A 17,949-nucleotide genomic window follows, 5' to 3' on the forward strand; every position below is an offset into this window, starting at 1 on the left:
ATTGGTTTCTTTCTGCACGCCACCATCTTTAGAAGTAAGCCTGCCCTTGGTTAAGGGCGTGATTTGCCGGGATTTACGGTGTGGGAAACCCTGGACAACTAAGTTACCGGTGGGTAACTTACCGTCCATTAGGATACGAGCATCTCGAGGCGTACCAGGCTGCCTCGCGAAACGCTCGGAGAACCGTAAGAGAGGTCGCGACATGAATGCCCTGACAGTGACGCTGGGCACGATTGGGGCGGTGTTCACAGTCTTCTGTTGGGCATCGTTCATCGGAGGCGTGCGAAATATCGCGCGCACCATCATGGTCGGGCAGTCCGCGCCCGATCGCTGGCGGCCGTTCTTCCCCCGCTTCAAGACCATGATGGTGGAGTTCATCGCGCATACGCGCATGAACAAGTTCCGCACTGTCGGCTGGGCGCACTGGCTGGTCATGATCGGCTTCCTGCTCGGCTTCATCCTGTGGTTCGAGGCCTACGGCCAGATCTTCGACCCCGAGTTCCATTGGCCGATCATCGGCGGCTGGGGCATCTACCACCTGGTCGACGAAATCCTCGGCATCGGAACGGTTGTCGGCATCGTCGTGCTGATCGTCATCCGCCAGCTGAACCACCCGCGGGTGCCCGCGCGCCTGTCGCGCTTCAGCGGCTCGAAGTTCGCGCCCGCCTACGTGATCGAGTCCATCGTCCTCGTCGAGGGCCTCGGCATGGTCTTCGTGAAGGCCGGCAAGATCGCGACCTACGGCGAATCTCACACCTGGAGCGACTTCTTCACCGAGCAGGTCGCCAAGCTGCTGCCCGAGTCGATCGCCCTGGTGTCGGTCTTCGCGTTCATCAAGCTCTGCTCCGGCGCGCTCTTCCTGCTGCTGGTCGGCCGCAATGTCACCTGGGGTGTCGCGTGGCACCGCTTCGCCGCGTTCCCGAACATCTACTTCAAGCGTGAGGCCGACGGCGACGTCGCCCTGGGCGCGGCCAAGCCGATGATGTCGGGCGGCAAGCCGATCGAGATGGAGACCGCTGATCCGGACAATGACACCTTCGGTGTGGGCAAGTTCGAGGACTTCTCCTGGAAGGACATCCTCGACGTCACCACCTGCACCGAGTGTGGTCGTTGCCAGTCGCAGTGCCCGGCCTGGAACACGGGCAAGCCGCTCTCGCCGAAGCTGTTGATCATGTCGCTGCGTGACCATGGTTACGCCAAGGCCCCGTACCTGCTGGCCGGCGGCCGCAAGGACATGGGTGGCGACGAGATCGGTCTGGTCGACGCCGAGGGCAAGCCGAACGAGCGCGCGCTGGCGCAGATCTCGGAGGCCGCGCGTGCGGAGGCGGAGCGTCCGCTGGTCGGTGGCGAGGACGTCAACGGCGTCATCGATCCCGAGGTGTTGTGGTCGTGCACGACGTGTGGTGCGTGTGTGGAGCAGTGCCCGGTGGATATCGAGCATGTCGATCACATCATCGATATGCGTCGCTATCAGGTGTTGATCGAGTCGGAGTTCCCCTCCGAGCTGGCGGGTTTGTTCAAGAACTTGGAGAACAAGGGCAACCCGTGGGGTCAGAACGCCAAGGATCGCCTGAACTGGATCTCCGAGGTCGACTTCGAGGTTCCGGTCTTCGGGCGTGACGCCGACTCCTTCGACGGCTACGAGTACCTGTTCTGGGTGGGTTGCGCGGGCGCGTACGAGGACCGCGCGAAGAAGACCACCAAGGCTGTCGCGGAGCTGCTGGCGACCGCGGGCACCAAGTTCATGGTGCTCGGGCAGGAGGAGACCTGCACCGGTGACTCGGCTCGCCGCGCGGGCAACGAGTTCTTGTTCCAGCAGTTGGCGATGCAGAACATCGAGTTGCTGAACTCGGTGTTCGAGGGTGTCGAGCAGGCCAAGAAGAAGATCGTCGTGACCTGTGCGCACTGCTTCAACGCGCTCAACAACGAGTATCCGCAGGTGGGTGGCACCTACGAGGTCGTGCACCACACTCAGCTGCTGAACCGTCTGGTGCGGGGCAAGGCGTTGGTGCCGGTGTCGCCGGTCGCGCAGAACGTGACCTATCACGACCCCTGCTATCTGGGCCGGCACAACAAGATCTACAACGCGCCGCGTGAGTTGATGGAGGCCTCGGGCTCGACTCTGGTCGAAATGCCGCGTCACGCCGAACGTTCCATGTGCTGTGGTGCCGGTGGCGCGCGCATGTGGATGGAAGAGCAGCTCGGCAAGCGCATCAACATCGACCGGGTCGACGAGGCGCTCGACACGCTCAAGGGCGGCAACGAGCCGTCGATGATCGCGACGGGTTGCCCGTTCTGCCGGGTGATGCTCACCGATGGTGTGACCGCCCGTAAGGACGGTGGCGAGGTCGGTCAGGGCGTCGAGGTCGTCGATGTCGCGCAGCTGATGTTGCAGTCCATCAACCGTGTGGACGCCGCGACCCTGACCGAGAACTTGAAGGTCATCCAGACCCCCAAGGCCGAGCCCGAGCCGGAACCCGCTCCGGAGCCGGTCAAGGCCGCGGTCGCGGTCGCGCAGGCTCCGGCCGAGGCCGCGCCGAAGGCCGCTCCGGCCGGTGGCGGCCTGGGTATGAAGGGTGGCCTGAAGCCGCCGGGCGGCGGCAAGGGCCTGGCCATGAAGGGCGGGCTCAAGGCCCCTGGCGCGAAGACCGAGGCTCCCGCCGCCGAGGCCGCTCCGGCGGCTGAGGAGACCGCCGCCCCGGCTCCGGCCAAGGGCCTCGCCATGAAGGGCGGCCTGAAGGCCCCCGGCGGCAAGGGTCTGGCCATGAAGGGCGCCGCCAAGGCCCCGGGCGCGAAGGCCGAAACCGCTTCCGCCGCCGCGGCTCCCGCCGAGGCCGCCGCCGCTCCGGAGGCTCCGGCCGCCAAGCCGGGCGGGCTCGCCATGAAGGGTGGCCTGAAGGCTCCCGGCGGCAAGGGTCTGCAGATGAAGGGCGCCGCCAAGGCTCCGGGCGCCAAGCCCGCCGCCGCGGCCGCACCCGTCGAGGCTCCCGCGGCCGCCGCTCCGGCTCCGGCCGCCGAGGCTCCCGCTGCCCCGGCCGCGGAGGCCAAGCCGTCCATCGCGCCCAAGGGTCTGGCCATGAAGTCGGGCCTGAAGCGTCCCGGCCCGAAGGCTCCGGGCGCCGCAGCTCCGGCCGCCGCCCCGGCGCCGGAAGCGCCTGCGGCTCCGGCCGATTCGGCTCCGGCGGCCGCTCCGGCTCCCGAGGCCGAGCCCGCCGCCCCGGCCGAACCGGCCGTGTCGGAGAGCAATGGCATCTCGGAGAGCAATGGCTCTTCGGAAGGCAACGGTGCTTCGGAAGGCAATGGCACTTCGGAAGGCAATGGCGCGACGCCGCCCGCCGCGAAGCCGGGTGGTCTCGGCTTCAAGTCGGGCATGAAGGCTCCGGGCCGCAAGAACTAGGCTCCGGCCCGAAACACCGGGCTGCCGAACCTGATTGACCAGGGCGGCGCTACCGAATGGGTAGCGCCGCCCTCGTCGTTTCCGGTCACGGTGTGGCCCGGTTCACGAGGCGTTCACCGCCCAGCGGCTAATCTCGGGCAACAAACTTGGCGGGAGTTCGCCATACTGCAAGGTATGACGGATGCGCGGGCGGTGCGGGTCGAGATCGGGGTGGAGTCTCTGGGCGGGGTCCGGATCGCCGAACAGGCGGGGGCGGCGCGCGTGGAGTTGTGTTCGGGCCTCACGGTCGGGGGGCTCACGCCGGGTCCCGCGCTCATCGAGGCGGCCGTGGCCGCGGCCGGGCACACCCAGGTGCACGTCCTGATCCGGCCGCGCCCCGGTGATTTCCGCTATACCCCCGACGAGGTGGCGCTCATGCGCGCCGATGTCGAGCGGGTCCGGGCGGCGGGCGCGCACGGCGTGGTGGTCGGCGTGCTCGACGAGGACGGGCACGTGGACCCGGCCGCCAATACCGAACTGCTGGCCGCCGCCGACGAGCTGGAGGTCACCTTCCACCGCGCGTTCGACGTGTGCGCCGATCCCTACGCGGGGTTCGACCAGCTGCTGGAACTGGGTTTCACCCGGCTGCTCACCTCCGGCCGCCAGGAGTCGGTGCTGGACGGCGCGTCCCTGATCGCGCGCATGGTGAGCCTGTCCGACGGCCGCATCGACGTGATGGCCTGCGGCGGCCTGCGCGCCGACAACGCCCGGCGGGTGATCGAGTTGACGGGCACGCGGGATCTGCATGCGGCCGTGCGCATTCCGGTGCCGGGCCGCTCGCAGCCGGATACCGAGGTCACCTTCGCCGAGTTCGGGGTGCCGAGCGGTTTCGACCATTTCGCCACGGACGCCGACGGAGTCGCGGCGCTGTGTGAAGCGGCGAGAACGGCTGTCTGACCGGGCGCGAACTCCACTGCCATCCAACGAGTTTGCTGTGACACCCCTGAAGTTTGCTGCGCAAAGGGATAATTCGGTCATCTGAGATAGGACGCTTGACCAAAGCGTTGCTGAGTCATATCTTTTTGAGCACGCTCTTGCTACAAAGTGGTCTGGATCACATCACAGATCCGTCACGGGACAGCACGCCGGCCTCCGCTGCCCCACTCTCTCTAGGGGTTTCACGTTGATAGCTCGAAGAAGTCTGTCCCTCCTCGGGGCCGCCGGCATCGCACCGCTGCTCGTCGCTGTCCTGCCCGCCGCCCCGGCGAGCGCCCACGGTTACGTGGCGTCACCGCTCAGTCGCCAGGCCCAGTGCGCGAAAGGTCTGGTGCCCTGCGGCGACATCCAATACGAGCCGCAGAGCGTCGAAGCGCCCAAGGGCTCGGACAAATGCAGCGGCGGCAACTCCCGCTTCCCGGAACTGGATGACGACAGCAAGCCGTGGAAGGTGCAATCCGTCGGCAGCACAGTGACTTTCACCTGGACGTTCACCGCCCTGCACCGCACGCTGAACTGGGAGTACTTCATCGGCGGCACCCGGGTCGCGGTCGTCGACGGCGGCAATAACCCCCCACCCCAGGACGGCGTCAGCCACACCGTGGACCTGAGCAAGTACAGCGGCCGCCAGAAACTGCTGGCGGTCTGGAACATCGGCGACACCGTCAACGCCTTCTACTCCTGCGTCGACCTCCAGATCGGGAGTGGTGGCGGCGGAACACCCACCACCACAAAGCCTCCCGCCACCACGACGCCCCCCGCCACCACCACGACAGCGCCGACCACCACGCACAGTCACCAGCCGCCGCCCAGCACCACCCACAGCCATCAACCCCCGGCCACCACCACGGCGCAGCCGGGCGCGGGCGCGTGGACGGTCGGCGAACACTACGCGGTGGGCGACGTCGTCACGTACAGCGGCAAGCGCTACCGCTGCCTGCAGGCGCACACGGTGTACGACCCGGGCTGGACGCCGACCGCCGCGCCCGCCCTCTGGCAGGCGCTCTAGAACCCCCGCGTCGCGAGTGAGGGGTACGGTGACCGCCGAATCCGAACCCGGAGACGACTCGCGGAACGGGAGAGGGGCGTGTTTCCTCGGAAACACGCCCCTCGCACCATCTTTCGCCCCAGCAGCCCGTTCGATCAGGAATCGGGCCGCGAATGCCGGCCGCCGCGCGGTGGTTCGGGTGGCGGCCCCGGGTTCCGCGCACCCGGTTCCGACCACGGCTCGTCGGGATGGAACCAGGACGACGTGGTGTACCGCGGCTCCTGGGGCGGCGCCCCGCCCTCGAACCACGACTGCTGCGGCGGCGGCGCGGGCTCGACCGGAGTCGGACCCGGTTGCACCACACTGGTTCTCGGTACCGTCGGATCCCCGTCCCCGGACTCGGCGGGGGCCTGGGGCGGTGCCGGCTGCGGCCCGGTGCGCGGGTCGCCGGTATCCGGTCCGAGCCGCACCACGAACTGCGAACCCGAGCGCGGTGCGTTCGGATCGCCGCCGCGCCGCGCCGTGGGCTGTCCGCCGGTGCGCGGGCCGCCCGCCGGTCCACCGGTTCGCCGCGGCGTATTCCGTTGCGGCCCACCACTCCGAGGCCGATTGCCGCCCGTGGCCGCGACCGCGCGCGCCGTACCCGGCGGTCGCGCCAGCAACACCGCGATGGCGGTGGTCAGTGGCACCGACAGTGCCAGCGCGATACCGCCGACCGCGGAGCGCGCGATCTCGATGCCCACCGCGTCGCCGGTCAGCACGTCGCGCATGGACCGCCCCGCCACGCTGAACAGCATCAGCAACGGCAGCGCGCCACCGGCGTAGGCGAGCACCAGGGTGTAGACGGTACTGGCGATGTGGTCCCGCCCGACCCGCATGGCCGCGGCGAAAATCCCGCGCCGCGTGGACTTCTCGTCCAGCGCCGCCAGCTCGAAGGCCGCGGACGCCTGGGTGATCGTGACGTCGTTGAGCACACCCAGCGAGCCGATGATGAACCCGGCGAGCAGCAGCCCGGTGATGCTCACATGCTGCAGATAGGTGGCGACATTGGTGTTCTGCTCTTCGGAGAACCCGGTCAGATGGGTGATCTTCAGTGCCGCCCAGGACAATACGGCCGCCAGCACCATCGCCGACAGCGTGCCCAGCAGCGCCGAGCTGGTACGCAGATTCACCCCGTGCGCGAGATACAGCACCGCGTACAGGATCACCGCGCCCGCGACGAGTGCCGTTGGGATGGCGGGTTTTCCGTCCAGCAGCGCGGGCAGCAGGAACACCACCAGGACGCCGAAGGCGACCACGAGTCCGAGCAGCGCCCGCAGTCCGCGCCACCGCGCGACCGCGATGATGACGACGGCGAACACGATGCCGATGATGGTCAGCGGCAGTCCGCGCGCGTAGTCGTCGAACGAGTAGGTGGTGACCAGGCTGGGGTCGGCGTTCTTGTCGGCCTTCGGATCCACTTGGCGCACGATGCGGATCTTGTCGCCGGCGCGCAGATCGGGTTGACCGGGCCCGGGCGCGATCTCGAAGAGCGTCTTCTCACCCCGGCTGGGTCCGGAGTCGATGGTGACGATGCTGCGCTGGCACGAGTAGCCGTTGGCGCGCGGGGCCTGTGGTTCGTCGCTGAAGACCCGGCCGTTGGAGGGGCTGCCGCAGGGTCCGATGTCCTGCTTGATCACGGTGCCGGCCTCGGTCTGCACCGCACCGCCGCCGCCGTTCTGCATGGGCAGGGGGATGTCGATGTGCTGAGCGCTGGGCCAGAGCCAGATCAGCCCGGCCACGACCGCCACGCCGATCAACGCGAGCAGTCCGATCACGACCTTGGCCGCGTTGGCGCCGATCGCGATGGGTCCCGAGTGGTCGTGATGGTGGTGATGGTGATCGCTCACGCGGAGAGCCTAAACGAAAACCATTTTTGACATGCTGAGAGGTCTCGGCATTGTGCCAGGTGAGGCGGTCGCGATCGCGAGAATTTTTTAGGGGGCGGCGGAGAGCAGGGGGATGTCTCCGCCGCCCGGGGTCAGCGGCCCAGGGGGGGTAGGCCGACTAACCAGGGCCGGACGGCCCAGGGGGGGTAGGCGGTCCGGCCGGGCACTCGAAGTGCCGAGGACCACTGTACACAAAAGACGGTTCTTTGCGCTAGCTAAGTCTCTAAAAACCCAACTTTTTCGTACCAGCGGTTTGTTTTAGCCAGAGTCCCACCTGCGCCACACCCCGCGAGGGAGGGTGTCCGCTCCGGGACAAAACCGTATAGGCGCAGGTCGAGAGGGCTCACGGGATACCCCATGAACCCTACCGGTAGATATTTCCGCCCGGAAGTTATTGGCGGTAGCTGGACAGGAAGTTGCCGAATCGTTCGATGGCGACCGACAGATCCCGCGCCCACGGCAGCGTCACGATGCGCAGATGGTCGTGATGCGGCCAGTTGAAGCCGGTGCCCTGCACCATCAGGATCTTCTCCTGCAGCAGCAGATCCAGCACCAGCTTCGAATCGTCGTGGATCTCATGGACTTCCGGGTCCAGCCGCGGGAACGCGTACAGCGCGCCCTCCGGCTTCACACACGACACACCCGGAATCGTGTTCAGCTTCTGCCAGGCCACATCCCGCTGCTCCAGCAGCCGCCCGCCCGGCAGCACCAGATCGTCGATGCTCTGATGTCCGCCCAGCGCCACCTGAATGGCATGCTGCGCGGGCACATTCGGACACAGGCGAGTGGAGGCCAGCAGGTCGATGCCCTCCAGGAAGCCGCCCGCGTGATCCTTCGGACCGGTGATGACCAGCCAGCCCGAGCGGTAGCCCGCGACCCGGTAGGCCTTGGACAGGCCGTTGAAGGTCAGGCACAGCAGATCGGGGGCCAGCGTGGCCAGCGACACATGCTTGGCGTCGTCGTAGAGGATCTTGTCGTAGATCTCGTCGGCCAGCAGCAGCAGCTGATGCTTGCGAGCCAGGTCCACCACCTGCTGCAGCACCTCGGCGGAGTACACCGCCCCGGTGGGGTTGTTCGGGTTGATCACGACAATCGCCTTGGTCTTGTCGGTGATCTTGGATTCCATGTCGGCGATGTCGGGCTGCCAGCCGTTGGACTCGTCGCACAGGTAGTGCACCGGGGTGCCGCCGGCCAGCGAGGTCATCGCCGTCCACAGCGGGTAGTCCGGCGCGGGGATGAGCACCTCGTCGCCATTGTCGAGCAGCGCCTGCATGACGATGGTGATCAGCTCGGAGACGCCATTGCCCAGGTAGACGTCGTCCACATCGAATTCCGGGAAGCCCGGCACCACCTCGTAGCGGGTGAAGATGGCCCGGCGCGCCGACAGGATGCCCTTCGACTCGCTGTAGCCCTGCGCGTACGGCAGCGCCGCGATCATGTCGCGCATGATCACGTCGGGCGCGTCGAACCCGAACGGCGCGGGATTGCCGATGTTCAGCTTGAGGATGCGATGCCCCTCGGCCTCCAGCCGCGCCGCATGCGCGTGTACCGGCCCCCGGATCTCATAGAGAACGTTCTGGAGCTTGGTGGACTGCTCCAGCATGCGCGGGGACCGATGCGAAGGGTGACTCTGAGGGCTCACCCCGTCAATGGTGCCATTAGCCCGCAACCAGCTTTTTTCAGCGCGAGGTATCGGGCGGCAACACGCTGCGGGCGGCGGTGGAGCCGCAGAACTCCTCGATTCTCTCGTCCAGATCCTGTGCCTCGCCCGCGGCGCGGAACTCCGGGCTGGCGAGGCGCCGGCGGAGGACGGACAGGCGTTCCTCGAGTTGGGCGATGCGTTTGTCCTCGTCCAGTTCGAGCACCGGTTCGAGGGCGGCGGCCGCGCCGTCCAGGCTGCCGTTGATCAGGTGCGCGGCGGCGTTGTCGACCCGGGCCAGCGACTCCGCGCCGTAGGAGCGCTTGTCGGTGGGTCCGTTCACGTACAGGTCGATGGCGCGGCGGGTGGCGTCCAGCGCGGGTTCGGCCTGGCCCAGATGGATGTAGGTGGCGCCCGCGTAATAGTGGCTCTTGGGCTGGTTGAAGCCGAAGACGCCGCCGACGTCATCGTGCAGGGTGTCGCTGGAATCGCCGTCGCGGGCCTCGTCGGCGGCGCGAATGCAGCGTTCGGTGTCGGCGGCGCTGCCCAGCCGCGACCAGATGCGGGCCTCGATGTTCAGCAGCCGCACCTTCGAGGTCGCGGATTCGGTGTAGCGCTGGCCGCTCTGGGCCAGCAGCACCGCGCGGCGCGGGCGTTCGGAGCGGTACTCGATGAGCGCCTGCATGCCGCGGGTCCAGGCGCGCAGCGGATTGTGCTCGCACAGTTCGGCGTAAGCCCATGCGGCCCTGGCCTGTTCACCGGCCGCGTCGAAATAGCCCAGATCCGTACTGGCATTCGCCAGCAGACCGGACAAAGTTCCCGCCAACAGATACAAATGCGCCGTATCCGACGGCCGCTGATGGCCTTCCAGCAACCGGTACACGCGCCGCCGGACCCGCAACATCTCCACCATCATCGGCACCGGAGGCATGTGTACGTAGTCGTTGGCGATGCGCGTGACATCGGCATCGAGCTGTTCCAGCAGGGTGGCACCCACATTGGTGCCCTCGGCCCGGCCGGCGTGCTCGCTGGCTTCATGGGCAGCCGCCATGATCAAGTCCCTCTCCGAAATCGCCGCTAACGCATCGCCTCTCATCGCACCCGTGTCGACGAGTGCCAGCAGTTCCGCGTCGCTGGAATAACTGGCCTGCGCCGGCATGCCGCTCCACAGCTCGGAACCGCCTTGGCGCACATCGAAACCGGGAACGGCGGGGCCACTCGAGGGCTGGTCGATCAAGGCCGCGAACCGTGCCCGCACCACATCGTCGGACCTGGCAAGGGATGTATCGAGGGCGGCCTGATTGACGGGGCGGGGATGCACCCGATCGCCCCCGGCCTCCCACTTCGAGACCAGTCGCTCGTGCACGCCCAAGTGGGCGGCGAACTCCCGGATACTCATGCGTTTGGCATCACGGAGGGCACGGGCCTCTTTGCCTGACCAGTGCCGTACCACGGTGCCATCCCTTCCGAACGAACTCCGAACTCCAGGGTACGAGCGGAAACTGGCCGCGGCCACAGCCGAAACCTAGCTGGTACCAGGCTTTATACGAAGCCGCAATAGTGGCGGCGGAAAGGCAGTGGAAGGCGAGTGTGCGGGCGTTTTCCCATCCAGCTCCGGCGCGCGACCCTGGTGACCAGGGGAAGGAGGCGGGGAAGTGAACGCGGACAAGCTCAGAACAGTCGACGACTGGGTCTCCTACTACCGGCACGAGTTCGGGCTGCCGGTCATCGAACGCGGCGGATTCGTCATGCTCCCCGTCACCACGCAGGTCGCGGTCGTGCACCTACCGGTCGCCCGAGCCGAAAAGGTCCGCAGCGCACTGCAACAGCGCCGGGCCGACGGCCCCATGCTGGCACGCCAGATTCGCTGGAGCTTTCTGGCCGAACCGGATTCGCGCCCCGGTGCCCAGATCATGGAGGTGCTGGACCGCCTCGACATCGGCATTCCGACGGTCGGCAGCGCGGTCATGCTCCCCACCGGCCTCGGCCGCTGGACCCGCGAGGGCTGCCACTGGGTACGCCCGCCCGCCCGAGACTCCAAACTCCCACCCCTGTCGGCGATCATCACGACAGCTCTGGCGGTGGGAACGGGAAGCGAGGATTGAACGCAGCCTCTCCTCGCACCGGCGCGCCTCGCGCCGGAACCACCGGGTCCGCCCTCTCCTGGCAGTCGACGGGGGCGGACTCGGTGTTGCATGTGCCCCTCCGCCCGCGCTCCGGGGCGGGTTGGTCTACCTGTGCGTCAGCGCGCTTGCTGCTGTTGCGCGGGAGCCGGCTGGAAGAGCGGCGGCAGGGTGGGCACGATCACCGGTGGGAGGCCGGGGATGAGCGTGATGGTGTTGGGGCCGACCGTGGTGGTGGGGGCCTCGGTGGTGGTGGTCGTGTTCTGCGGCTGCGGCGGCCCGGCCAGCGCCTCGTTGGTGGCGTCGGTGGTGCTCGGGGCGACGGTGGCCGGTTCGCTCGGGCGGGTGGTGCTGGTCGGCACCGAGCTGGTCACCGCGTCCTGGCGCTGCGAATCGTGGCTCAGCACTTGGGTTCCCCAGCCCAGGGTGATGCCGATGGCGGCCACCACGACCAGCGCGCCCACGGCGACACCGGCGAGGCTGACCTCGCGGCGGCGGCCCGGGCCGTCGGCCGGACCCGCAACCAGCGGCCGGGCCGGGGCGGGCTCGGCGGGCCGCGGCGCGACCTCCTCGCGCGGCGCGGCCGGGAACGGGGCGGGGGCCGGGCGTGGCATGACCGGGCGGGCCAGCATGGCGGCGCCGCGGGTCACCACGGTCTCGGGCGCGGCGGGCACGATCACCGGGACACCCAGCCAGCGCCGCAGAACCTTTGCCACCAGCGGAATCTGGGCGCAGCCGCCGAGCAGGGCGACGGCCTGCACGGGCTGCTCGGAGCGCAGGATGACATCGCGGGTCATGCGCGCGGAGGATTCGACGGCCAGCATGATGAGGGCCTCGAAGTTCTCCTGCGACAGCAGGACCAGCCCTTCGGTGGAGGGCAGAGCCACCGCGCTGCTGCCGGAGAGCTGTTCCTTGGCCTCGCGGCACAGCTTGTCCAGGGCGGTGAGGCCGGTGTGATCCGGCGGATGGGCGATGCGCCCGGAGGCGATCTGCTGTTCGCGGATGAGCGCGTCCAGATAGTCGCCGCTGATATCGCTGGTGCGCTCGGTGAAGCAGACCTGGCGGGTGCCGATGTCGACCACCGTCACGGACAGGCCGGACGCACCCAGGTCGTAGAGCGCGACGGTGCCGAAACCCGGCCCAGGGAGGTGGGGCCGTAGCTCGCCGGAGTATTCGAGGAACTCCAGGGCCGCCACCACATCCGGCACCAGCTCGTAGTTGGTGAACTGCCGCCGCGCCAGCTCGGCGCGGATGGCGCGCGCGTGGTTCTCGTCGCGGTAGGCGATGGCGGTGGCGCTGATCCGGGAGTCGGCGGCCAGCACCGCTCCGACCGCGTCGGCGACCAGCTCGTCGACCCGGCGTTCGCCGACCGGCACGGCTTGCACGTCGAACGCGTCGGGGGGACCGTCGAATCCGCTACGGGCCCGGCCGTATCCGGGCGCGGGCGGGGCGGCGAAATTCCTGGTGGGCTCGGCGGATTCACCGGTGTACGGACGTGCGACGCGAACCGCGCCCGCCCCCACCGACACTCCCAGCACCGAACTCATCGCCAGCCCATCTCGTTCACACCTACCTGTCGTCGCCACCTTACGACGTGCCGGGCCATCCGTACACCCGGCGAACCCGCCCAGCGGACGGCGTAATAGCGCCATTCCATGACGGTCAACTGTCCAGGCAGCGGCCGATTTCCGCCGGACGCCCGGCCGAACCGGCTACCCCGTAATACAACTCACGCGCGCCGGGGTCCGTGGCTCACTGCCGGGCGCCGAAGTTCAGGTAGGCCTTCGACGGCGTCGGCCCGCGCTGCCCCTGGTACTTGGAGCCCACGGTGGCGCTGCCGTACGGGTGCTCGGCCGGACTGGTGAGCCGGAACAGGCACAACTGGCCGATCTTCATACCCGGCCACAGCGTGATCGGCAGGTTCGCGACGTTCGACAGTTCCAGGGTGATGTGCCCGCTGAACCCCGGGTCGATGAACCCGGCGGTCGAGTGGGTCAGCAGCCCGAGCCGTCCCAGGCTGGACTTGCCCTCCAGCCGCCCGGCCAGATCGTCGGGCAGCGAGCACACCTCGAGCGTGGAGCCGAGCACGAACTCACCCGGGTGCAGCACGAACGGCTCGCCTTCGGCGGGCTCGACCAGCGAGGTCAGCTCGTCCTGCCGCTGCGCCGGGTCGATATGGGTGTAGCGGGTGTTGTTGAACACCCGGAACAAGCTGTCCAGCCGCACATCGATGCTCGACGGCTGCACCAGCTTCTCGTCGAACGGATCGAGCCCGAGACGACCGTTGGCGATTTCCTTGCGGATGTCGCGATCACTAAGCAGCACGCGCAAGAGCGTATGTCAATGATCGGTCGGCGAGTCGACTGGCCCGGCCTCGATGACCTGCTTCGGCTTGCGCAGACCCCAGGTGGCATGGGCTTCCGCGCGCATGCGCGGCACCATGTGCGGGTAGTGCAGCTCGAAGGCGGGGCGCTCGGAGCGGATGCGGGGCAGCTCGTAGAAGTTGTGCCGGGGCGGCGGGCAGGTGGTGGCCCACTCCAGGGAGTTGCCGTAACCCCACGGGTCGTCCACCGTCGCCAGTTCGCCGTAGCGGTAGGACTTGAAGACATTCCAGACGAACGTGACCATCGAGAACCCGAGGATGAACGAGCCGACCGTCGAAATGGTGTTGAGCGTGGTGAATCCGTCGCTCGGCAGATAGTCCGCGTAGCGCCGCGGCATGCCCTCGTTCCCCAGCCAGTGCTGCACCAGGAAGGTGGTGTGGAAGCCGAGGAACGTGGTCCAGAAGTGCAGCTTGCCGAGCCGTTCGTCGAGCATCCGCCCGGTCATCTTGGGGAACCAGAAGTAGATGCCCGCGAAGGTGGCGAACACGATGGTCCCGAACAGCACGTAATGGAAGTGCGCCACAACGAAATACGAGTCCGACACATGGAAGTCCAGCGGCGGCGAGGCCAGGATGACGCCCGACAGCCCGCCGAACAGGAACGTCACCAGGAAGCCGACCGAGAACAGCATGGGTGTCTCGAAGGTCAGCTGACCGCGCCACATGGTGCCGATCCAGTTGAAGAACTTCACCCCCGTCGGCACCGCGATCAGGAACGTCATGAACGAGAAGAACGGCAGCAGCACCGATCCCGTCGCGTACATGTGGTGCGCCCACACCGCGATCGACAGCGCGCCGATGGCCAGCGTCGCGTACACCAGGGTGGTGTAGCCGAACAGCGGCTTGCGGCTGAACACCGGGAAGATCTCGGTCACGATCCCGAAGAACGGCAGCGCCACGATATAGACCTCGGGATGCCCGAAGAACCAGAACAGATGCTGGTAGAGGATGGCCCCGCCGTTGGCCGAGTCGAAGACGTGCCCGCCCAGGTGCCGATCGAACTCCAGCCCCATCAGCGCGGCGGTCAGAATCGGAAACGCCAGCAGCACAAGCACACTGGTGACCAGGATGTTCCAGGTGAAGATGGGCATCCGCCACATGGTCATGCCCGGGCAGCGCAGGCACACGATCGTGGTGACCATATTGACGCCGCCCAGGATGGTGCCGACGCCGGACACCGCCACGCCCATGATCCACAGGTCCGCGCCCATGCCCGGCGCGTGTTCGGCCAGGCTGAGCGGGGTGTAGGCGGTCCAGCCGAAGTCGGCCGCGCCGCCGGGGGTGATGAATCCGGCGGTGGCCATGAGCGCCCCGAACAGGTACAGCCAGTAGCTGAGCGCGTTCAACCGCGGGAACGCCACGTCCGGCGCGCCGATCTGCAGCGGCAGCACCGCGTTGGCGAAGCCGAACACGATCGGGGTCGCGTAGAACAGCAGCATGATGGTGCCGTGCATGGTGAACAGCTGATTGAACTGTTCCGGGGTCAGGAACTGCATGCCCGGCCGGGCCAGCTCCGCCCGCATCAGCAGCGCCATCAGGCCGCCGATCAGGAAGAACGCCATGGCCGTGAACAGATACATGTTCCCGAGCATCTTGGGATCGGTGGTGGTGATGGCCTTCCACAGGTATGAGCCCTGCGGGCTCTTCCGACGTGGAAACGGCCGCACGGGTTCGAGCTCGGGAACCTCACGAGCGGGCACCGCGGTCATACGTCCTCCTCGACCGCCGAGCAGGAGCACCGAACCAGCGCCAGCTAACGTTCAGCGCATCCAAACTTCCAGTGGTGGACGGGTTTTCGACCCTGCGGGTCAGTGTAGGACCGGCCGCGCACGGAACTCGGTGCTTCGGCGAAAGAGCTACGCGATCTTCGGCGCGTCGCGCCGACACGGGCGACAGGCGGGGGCTGGGCGCCCACAACACCGCAGCCTCGAAACCCCTGCGACCCGGGCCCGTGAATTTGCACCGGCGGAGAAGTGGTCTGATAGAGTCGCGTGCGCAAGCAGGACCGTGCCGGTGTGGTGTAGTGGCAACACGCTACCTTCCCAAGGTCGAATTGCGGGTTCGATTCCCGTCACCGGCTCCGACGACAAGCCCCGCCCGATTCGGGCGGGGCTTGTCGCATGTCAGGGCCCTACTTGGTGCATTCGGTGGCGATCCGCTTGCCGGCCTTGCCCGCCTTGAGCAGATCCTCGGTGCCGAGGTTCACCTTGGTGGGGTTGGCGCCGTTGGCGCTCTCGATGATCTTCTGGATGCCGCTGTCCGACAGGCCTTCCTGGATGTAGATCCCGGCCACGCAGTCGGCGGTCTGCTGGTTGAGTTTGCCCTTGTCCTGCAAGGCTTTCGAGATCTCGGCGGCGGTCAGCGCGCCGAGCGCGCCCGGCGTCGCCGCGATCGAGGACGGGAGGGTCACCCCGGAGGGGAGCGTGGGCAGGCCGGACGGGAGGGTGGTGGGCAGGCCGGACCCGCTGGTCGGCGCCACGGACGTCGGCACACCCGCGGGCGTGGGCGTGGCCGCCTGCTGACTGTTGGCGCAGGCGGACAGTAGGGGCAGCGCGAGCAGCGCCACCACGACGACGGATTTCCGCATGATGTGATCCCTCCCGGATGCCGGGTCGATCCCGGTCGATTCAGAAATTGCACACCGGCACCGGAGAGTTAACAAGGGCGGCGCGGAAACCGCAGGCCGCCAAGGCCCCTGGCGGCCGGAGCCGCCGGGGAGACACCCGCTACTGCTGCTTGAGGCAGTCGGTCACGATCTTGTTGGTGGCCGCGCGCGCCTTCTCCGCGTCCTCTTTGCTCATGCCGAGCGACTCCGGATCGGTGGCGGCCGCCGACTTGGCGTCGTTCTTGATCATGATGCGCAGGCCGTCCTGCGAAATACCCTGATCCACATAGACTTTGGCGGCGCAGTCGGCGAGCTTGGTGTCCTTGAGGCCGCCGTCCTGCAACGCCTTGGAGACGTCCGTCTGGCTGACGTCGGCGGGCTTGTCGCCGCCGCCGCAGCCGGCCAGCAGGGGAAGGGCGACAAGCGCGGCAGCCATCAGGCCTGTGCCGCTCAGAGAAAGACGCACCGGTGCCTCGACTCTCATGATTCGATGGGAGAAATACGCCTGGCACCTTCTCACAGATCCATCGCGGCGCGCAGCGCTGTGTCGATTCGCTCGGCCGTCTCGGTGTCCACCTCGGCGACCCGCTCGGCCAGCCAGCCGCGATAGATGCGGCCCAGATTGCCGGCGTGCACCCAGCCGTGGCCGGGAATCGGGACCGCGAGGATGTCCTGCGGATCGGCGGCCTCGACCTCGGCCGCGATCAGCCAGGGCCGCGGCGACTCGTTGATGCCGTCACTGGAGATGAGAACGATGGTGCGGGTGCGGGTGGTGCCGTGCGGGTGGTAGACCCAGAGTTCACCCCTGCGCACGCAGCTCCTTCTCGGCGGCCAGCATTTCCGCCTCGTCGGCGGCGGCGAGGTCGACCGGATCCGATGCCGGGCCGCACGCCAGCCGCACGGCTTCGCGGCGTGCGGCGCGGGAGATCCACGCCGACGGCGACATGCCCGCGCGGGCGGCGGCGTCCTGGGCATATGACCAGGCGGCTTCGTCCAGCGACAGGGTCACTTTCCGGGTTGCCATACCTTTTATCGTACCGCTGGAGGCCCGTTTTCCAGCCTGTTGGCGACGCGTCAACAACGGTAGGGTGACATCAGCGATCGCGGCCTGGGGAGTGACAGATGACCACGTTGAACCATTACCGGACCGGCAGCGGCGAGCCGCTCGTGCTGGTGCACGGCGTCGGCAGCCGCTGGGAGGTGTGGGAGCCGATCATCGGCACGCTGGCCGAATCCTTCGAGGTGATCGCCGTGGACCTGCCCGGCTTCGGCGGCAGCGAGCCGCTCGCCGACACCACCGTCACCACCCTCGCCGACACGCTCGCCGAATTCCTCACCGCCGAGGGGGTCGAGAATCCACATCTGGCGGGCAATTCCATGGGCGGCGGCATCGTCCTGGACCTGGCCGCGCGCGGCCTGGCCCGCTCGGCCACCGCCTTCTCCCCCATCGGATTCTGGGACACATCCGGCCGGATCTGGTGCCAGCAGGCGCTCGGGCGTGCGAAACAGCTGCTCACCGCGCTGCGCCCGGCCGTGCCCGCCGTGCTCGGCAACACCGTGGGCCGGTCCGCCACGCTCGGCCTGGCGTTCGGCAAGCCCTGGCAGCTCGACACCCGGGTGTCGACGCAAACCGTCGAGGGCCTGCTCGGCGCGGAGGGCTTCGACGCCGCGCTGGCCTCCTTCACCGACTTCCGGCTCCCCGATCCGGCCGCCCTGGCCGATGTCCCGGTCACCATCGCCTGGGGCAATCGTGACATTCTGCTCACGTACGCCACCCAGGCCCGCCGCGCCCGCGCGCTGCTGCCTGGTGCGCGGCACGTCACCCTGCACGGCAGCGGCCACACGCCGTTCTCCGACGATCCGGCCGGCTGTGCGCGACTGCTCCTGGACCAGCTCGGATAAGGAATGACC

The 17,949-nt window shown here is 68.0% G+C and carries 14 protein-coding genes, 1 tRNA gene and 1 pseudogene; 6 read left to right on the forward strand and 10 right to left on the reverse strand.

Features of this window, described 5'->3' with window-relative positions; all coding sequences use genetic code 11:
* Positions 1-202 precede the first annotated feature (202 nt).
* From ACFRAQ_RS22190 to ACFRAQ_RS22200, 3 genes are all read left to right on the forward strand, one after another.
* The gene (locus tag ACFRAQ_RS22190) at positions 203-3,397 is read left to right on the forward strand and encodes a (Fe-S)-binding protein (RefSeq protein WP_379102524.1); all 3,195 of its coding nucleotides are present in this window, start codon (positions 203-205) and stop codon (positions 3,395-3,397) included.
* 174 nt (positions 3,398-3,571) lie between these two features.
* Positions 3,572-4,333: a copper homeostasis protein CutC gene (locus tag ACFRAQ_RS22195; protein WP_379102526.1), complete on the forward strand. Its 762-nt coding sequence runs from the start codon at positions 3,572-3,574 to the stop codon at positions 4,331-4,333.
* Between the two features lie 226 nt (positions 4,334-4,559).
* Positions 4,560-5,381: a lytic polysaccharide monooxygenase gene (locus ACFRAQ_RS22200; protein WP_379102528.1), complete on the forward strand. Its 822-nt coding sequence runs from the start codon at positions 4,560-4,562 to the stop codon at positions 5,379-5,381.
* Between the two features lie 584 nt (positions 5,382-5,965).
* On the opposite strand, the pseudogene ACFRAQ_RS22205 reads toward ACFRAQ_RS22200, so the two are convergent.
* The 3 genes and pseudogenes from ACFRAQ_RS22205 to ACFRAQ_RS22215 all read right to left on the reverse strand — a co-directional run.
* Positions 5,966-7,249, reverse strand: a pseudogene (locus ACFRAQ_RS22205) (YibE/F family protein); the annotation flags it as partial.
* Positions 7,250-7,679: 430 nt separating this feature from the next.
* A complete protein-coding gene (locus ACFRAQ_RS22210) occupies positions 7,680-8,891 on the reverse strand; it encodes a pyridoxal phosphate-dependent aminotransferase (RefSeq protein ID WP_357094657.1) in 1,212 nt (403 codons plus the stop codon).
* Positions 8,892-8,967: 76 nt separating this feature from the next.
* Positions 8,968-10,326 carry an XRE family transcriptional regulator gene (locus tag ACFRAQ_RS22215; protein ID WP_379102531.1) on the reverse strand — a complete coding sequence of 453 codons (1,359 nt, stop codon included), beginning with the start codon at positions 10,324-10,326 and terminating at the stop codon, positions 8,968-8,970.
* A 256-nt stretch (positions 10,327-10,582) separates the two neighbouring features.
* Here ACFRAQ_RS22215 and ACFRAQ_RS22220 point away from each other — a divergent pair, with 256 nt between their 5' ends.
* Positions 10,583-11,032, forward strand: a complete 450-nt coding sequence (locus ACFRAQ_RS22220; protein WP_379102533.1) for a hypothetical protein — start codon at positions 10,583-10,585, stop codon at positions 11,030-11,032.
* Positions 11,033-11,169: 137 nt separating this feature from the next.
* Here the strand turns inward: ACFRAQ_RS22220 and ACFRAQ_RS22225 are convergent, their stop codons facing one another.
* The 3 genes from ACFRAQ_RS22225 to ctaD all read right to left on the reverse strand — a co-directional run bounded on the left by ACFRAQ_RS22225 (position 11,170) and on the right by ctaD (position 15,142).
* A complete protein-coding gene (locus ACFRAQ_RS22225; RefSeq protein WP_379102535.1) occupies positions 11,170-12,597 on the reverse strand; it encodes an Hsp70 family protein in 1,428 nt (475 codons plus the stop codon).
* A gap of 205 nt (positions 12,598-12,802) precedes the next feature.
* Positions 12,803-13,375, reverse strand: coding sequence for a dCTP deaminase (dcd, locus tag ACFRAQ_RS22230; RefSeq protein ID WP_379102538.1), 573 nt, complete (start codon positions 13,373-13,375; stop codon positions 12,803-12,805).
* A gap of 15 nt (positions 13,376-13,390) precedes the next feature.
* Positions 13,391-15,142, reverse strand: a complete 1,752-nt coding sequence (gene ctaD / locus ACFRAQ_RS22235; RefSeq protein WP_379102540.1) for a cytochrome c oxidase subunit I — start codon at positions 15,140-15,142, stop codon at positions 13,391-13,393.
* A gap of 300 nt (positions 15,143-15,442) precedes the next feature.
* Between ctaD and ACFRAQ_RS22240 the strand changes: the two genes are divergently transcribed.
* Positions 15,443-15,513, forward strand: a tRNA-Gly gene (locus tag ACFRAQ_RS22240).
* Between the two features lie 51 nt (positions 15,514-15,564).
* On the opposite strand, the gene ACFRAQ_RS22245 is transcribed toward ACFRAQ_RS22240, so the two are convergent.
* From ACFRAQ_RS22245 to ACFRAQ_RS22260, 4 genes are all read right to left on the reverse strand, one after another.
* A complete protein-coding gene (locus ACFRAQ_RS22245) occupies positions 15,565-16,020 on the reverse strand; it encodes a hypothetical protein (RefSeq protein ID WP_379102542.1) in 456 nt (151 codons plus the stop codon).
* 139 nt (positions 16,021-16,159) lie between these two features.
* Positions 16,160-16,522 (reverse strand): hypothetical protein, encoded by a 363-nt coding sequence (locus tag ACFRAQ_RS22250; RefSeq protein ID WP_379102544.1) that lies wholly within the window; start codon positions 16,520-16,522, stop codon positions 16,160-16,162.
* A gap of 32 nt (positions 16,523-16,554) precedes the next feature.
* Entirely contained in the window at positions 16,555-16,851 is a 297-nt protein-coding gene (locus ACFRAQ_RS22255; protein ID WP_379102546.1) for a hypothetical protein, read from the reverse strand.
* The gene (locus ACFRAQ_RS22260; protein ID WP_379102548.1) at positions 16,838-17,062 is read right to left on the reverse strand and encodes a hypothetical protein; all 225 of its coding nucleotides are present in this window, start codon (positions 17,060-17,062) and stop codon (positions 16,838-16,840) included. Before ACFRAQ_RS22260 ends, ACFRAQ_RS22255 begins: the two co-directional genes overlap by 14 nt.
* Positions 17,063-17,160: 98 nt before the next feature.
* On the opposite strand from ACFRAQ_RS22260, the gene ACFRAQ_RS22265 reads away from it, so the two are divergent.
* A complete protein-coding gene (locus ACFRAQ_RS22265; RefSeq protein ID WP_379102550.1) occupies positions 17,161-17,940 on the forward strand; it encodes an alpha/beta fold hydrolase in 780 nt (259 codons plus the stop codon).
* Positions 17,941-17,949 lie beyond the last annotated feature (9 nt).

The sequence above is a fragment of the Nocardia sp. NPDC056611 genome, assembly GCF_042792755.1.
Classification (GTDB): domain Bacteria; phylum Actinomycetota; class Actinomycetes; order Mycobacteriales; family Mycobacteriaceae; genus Nocardia.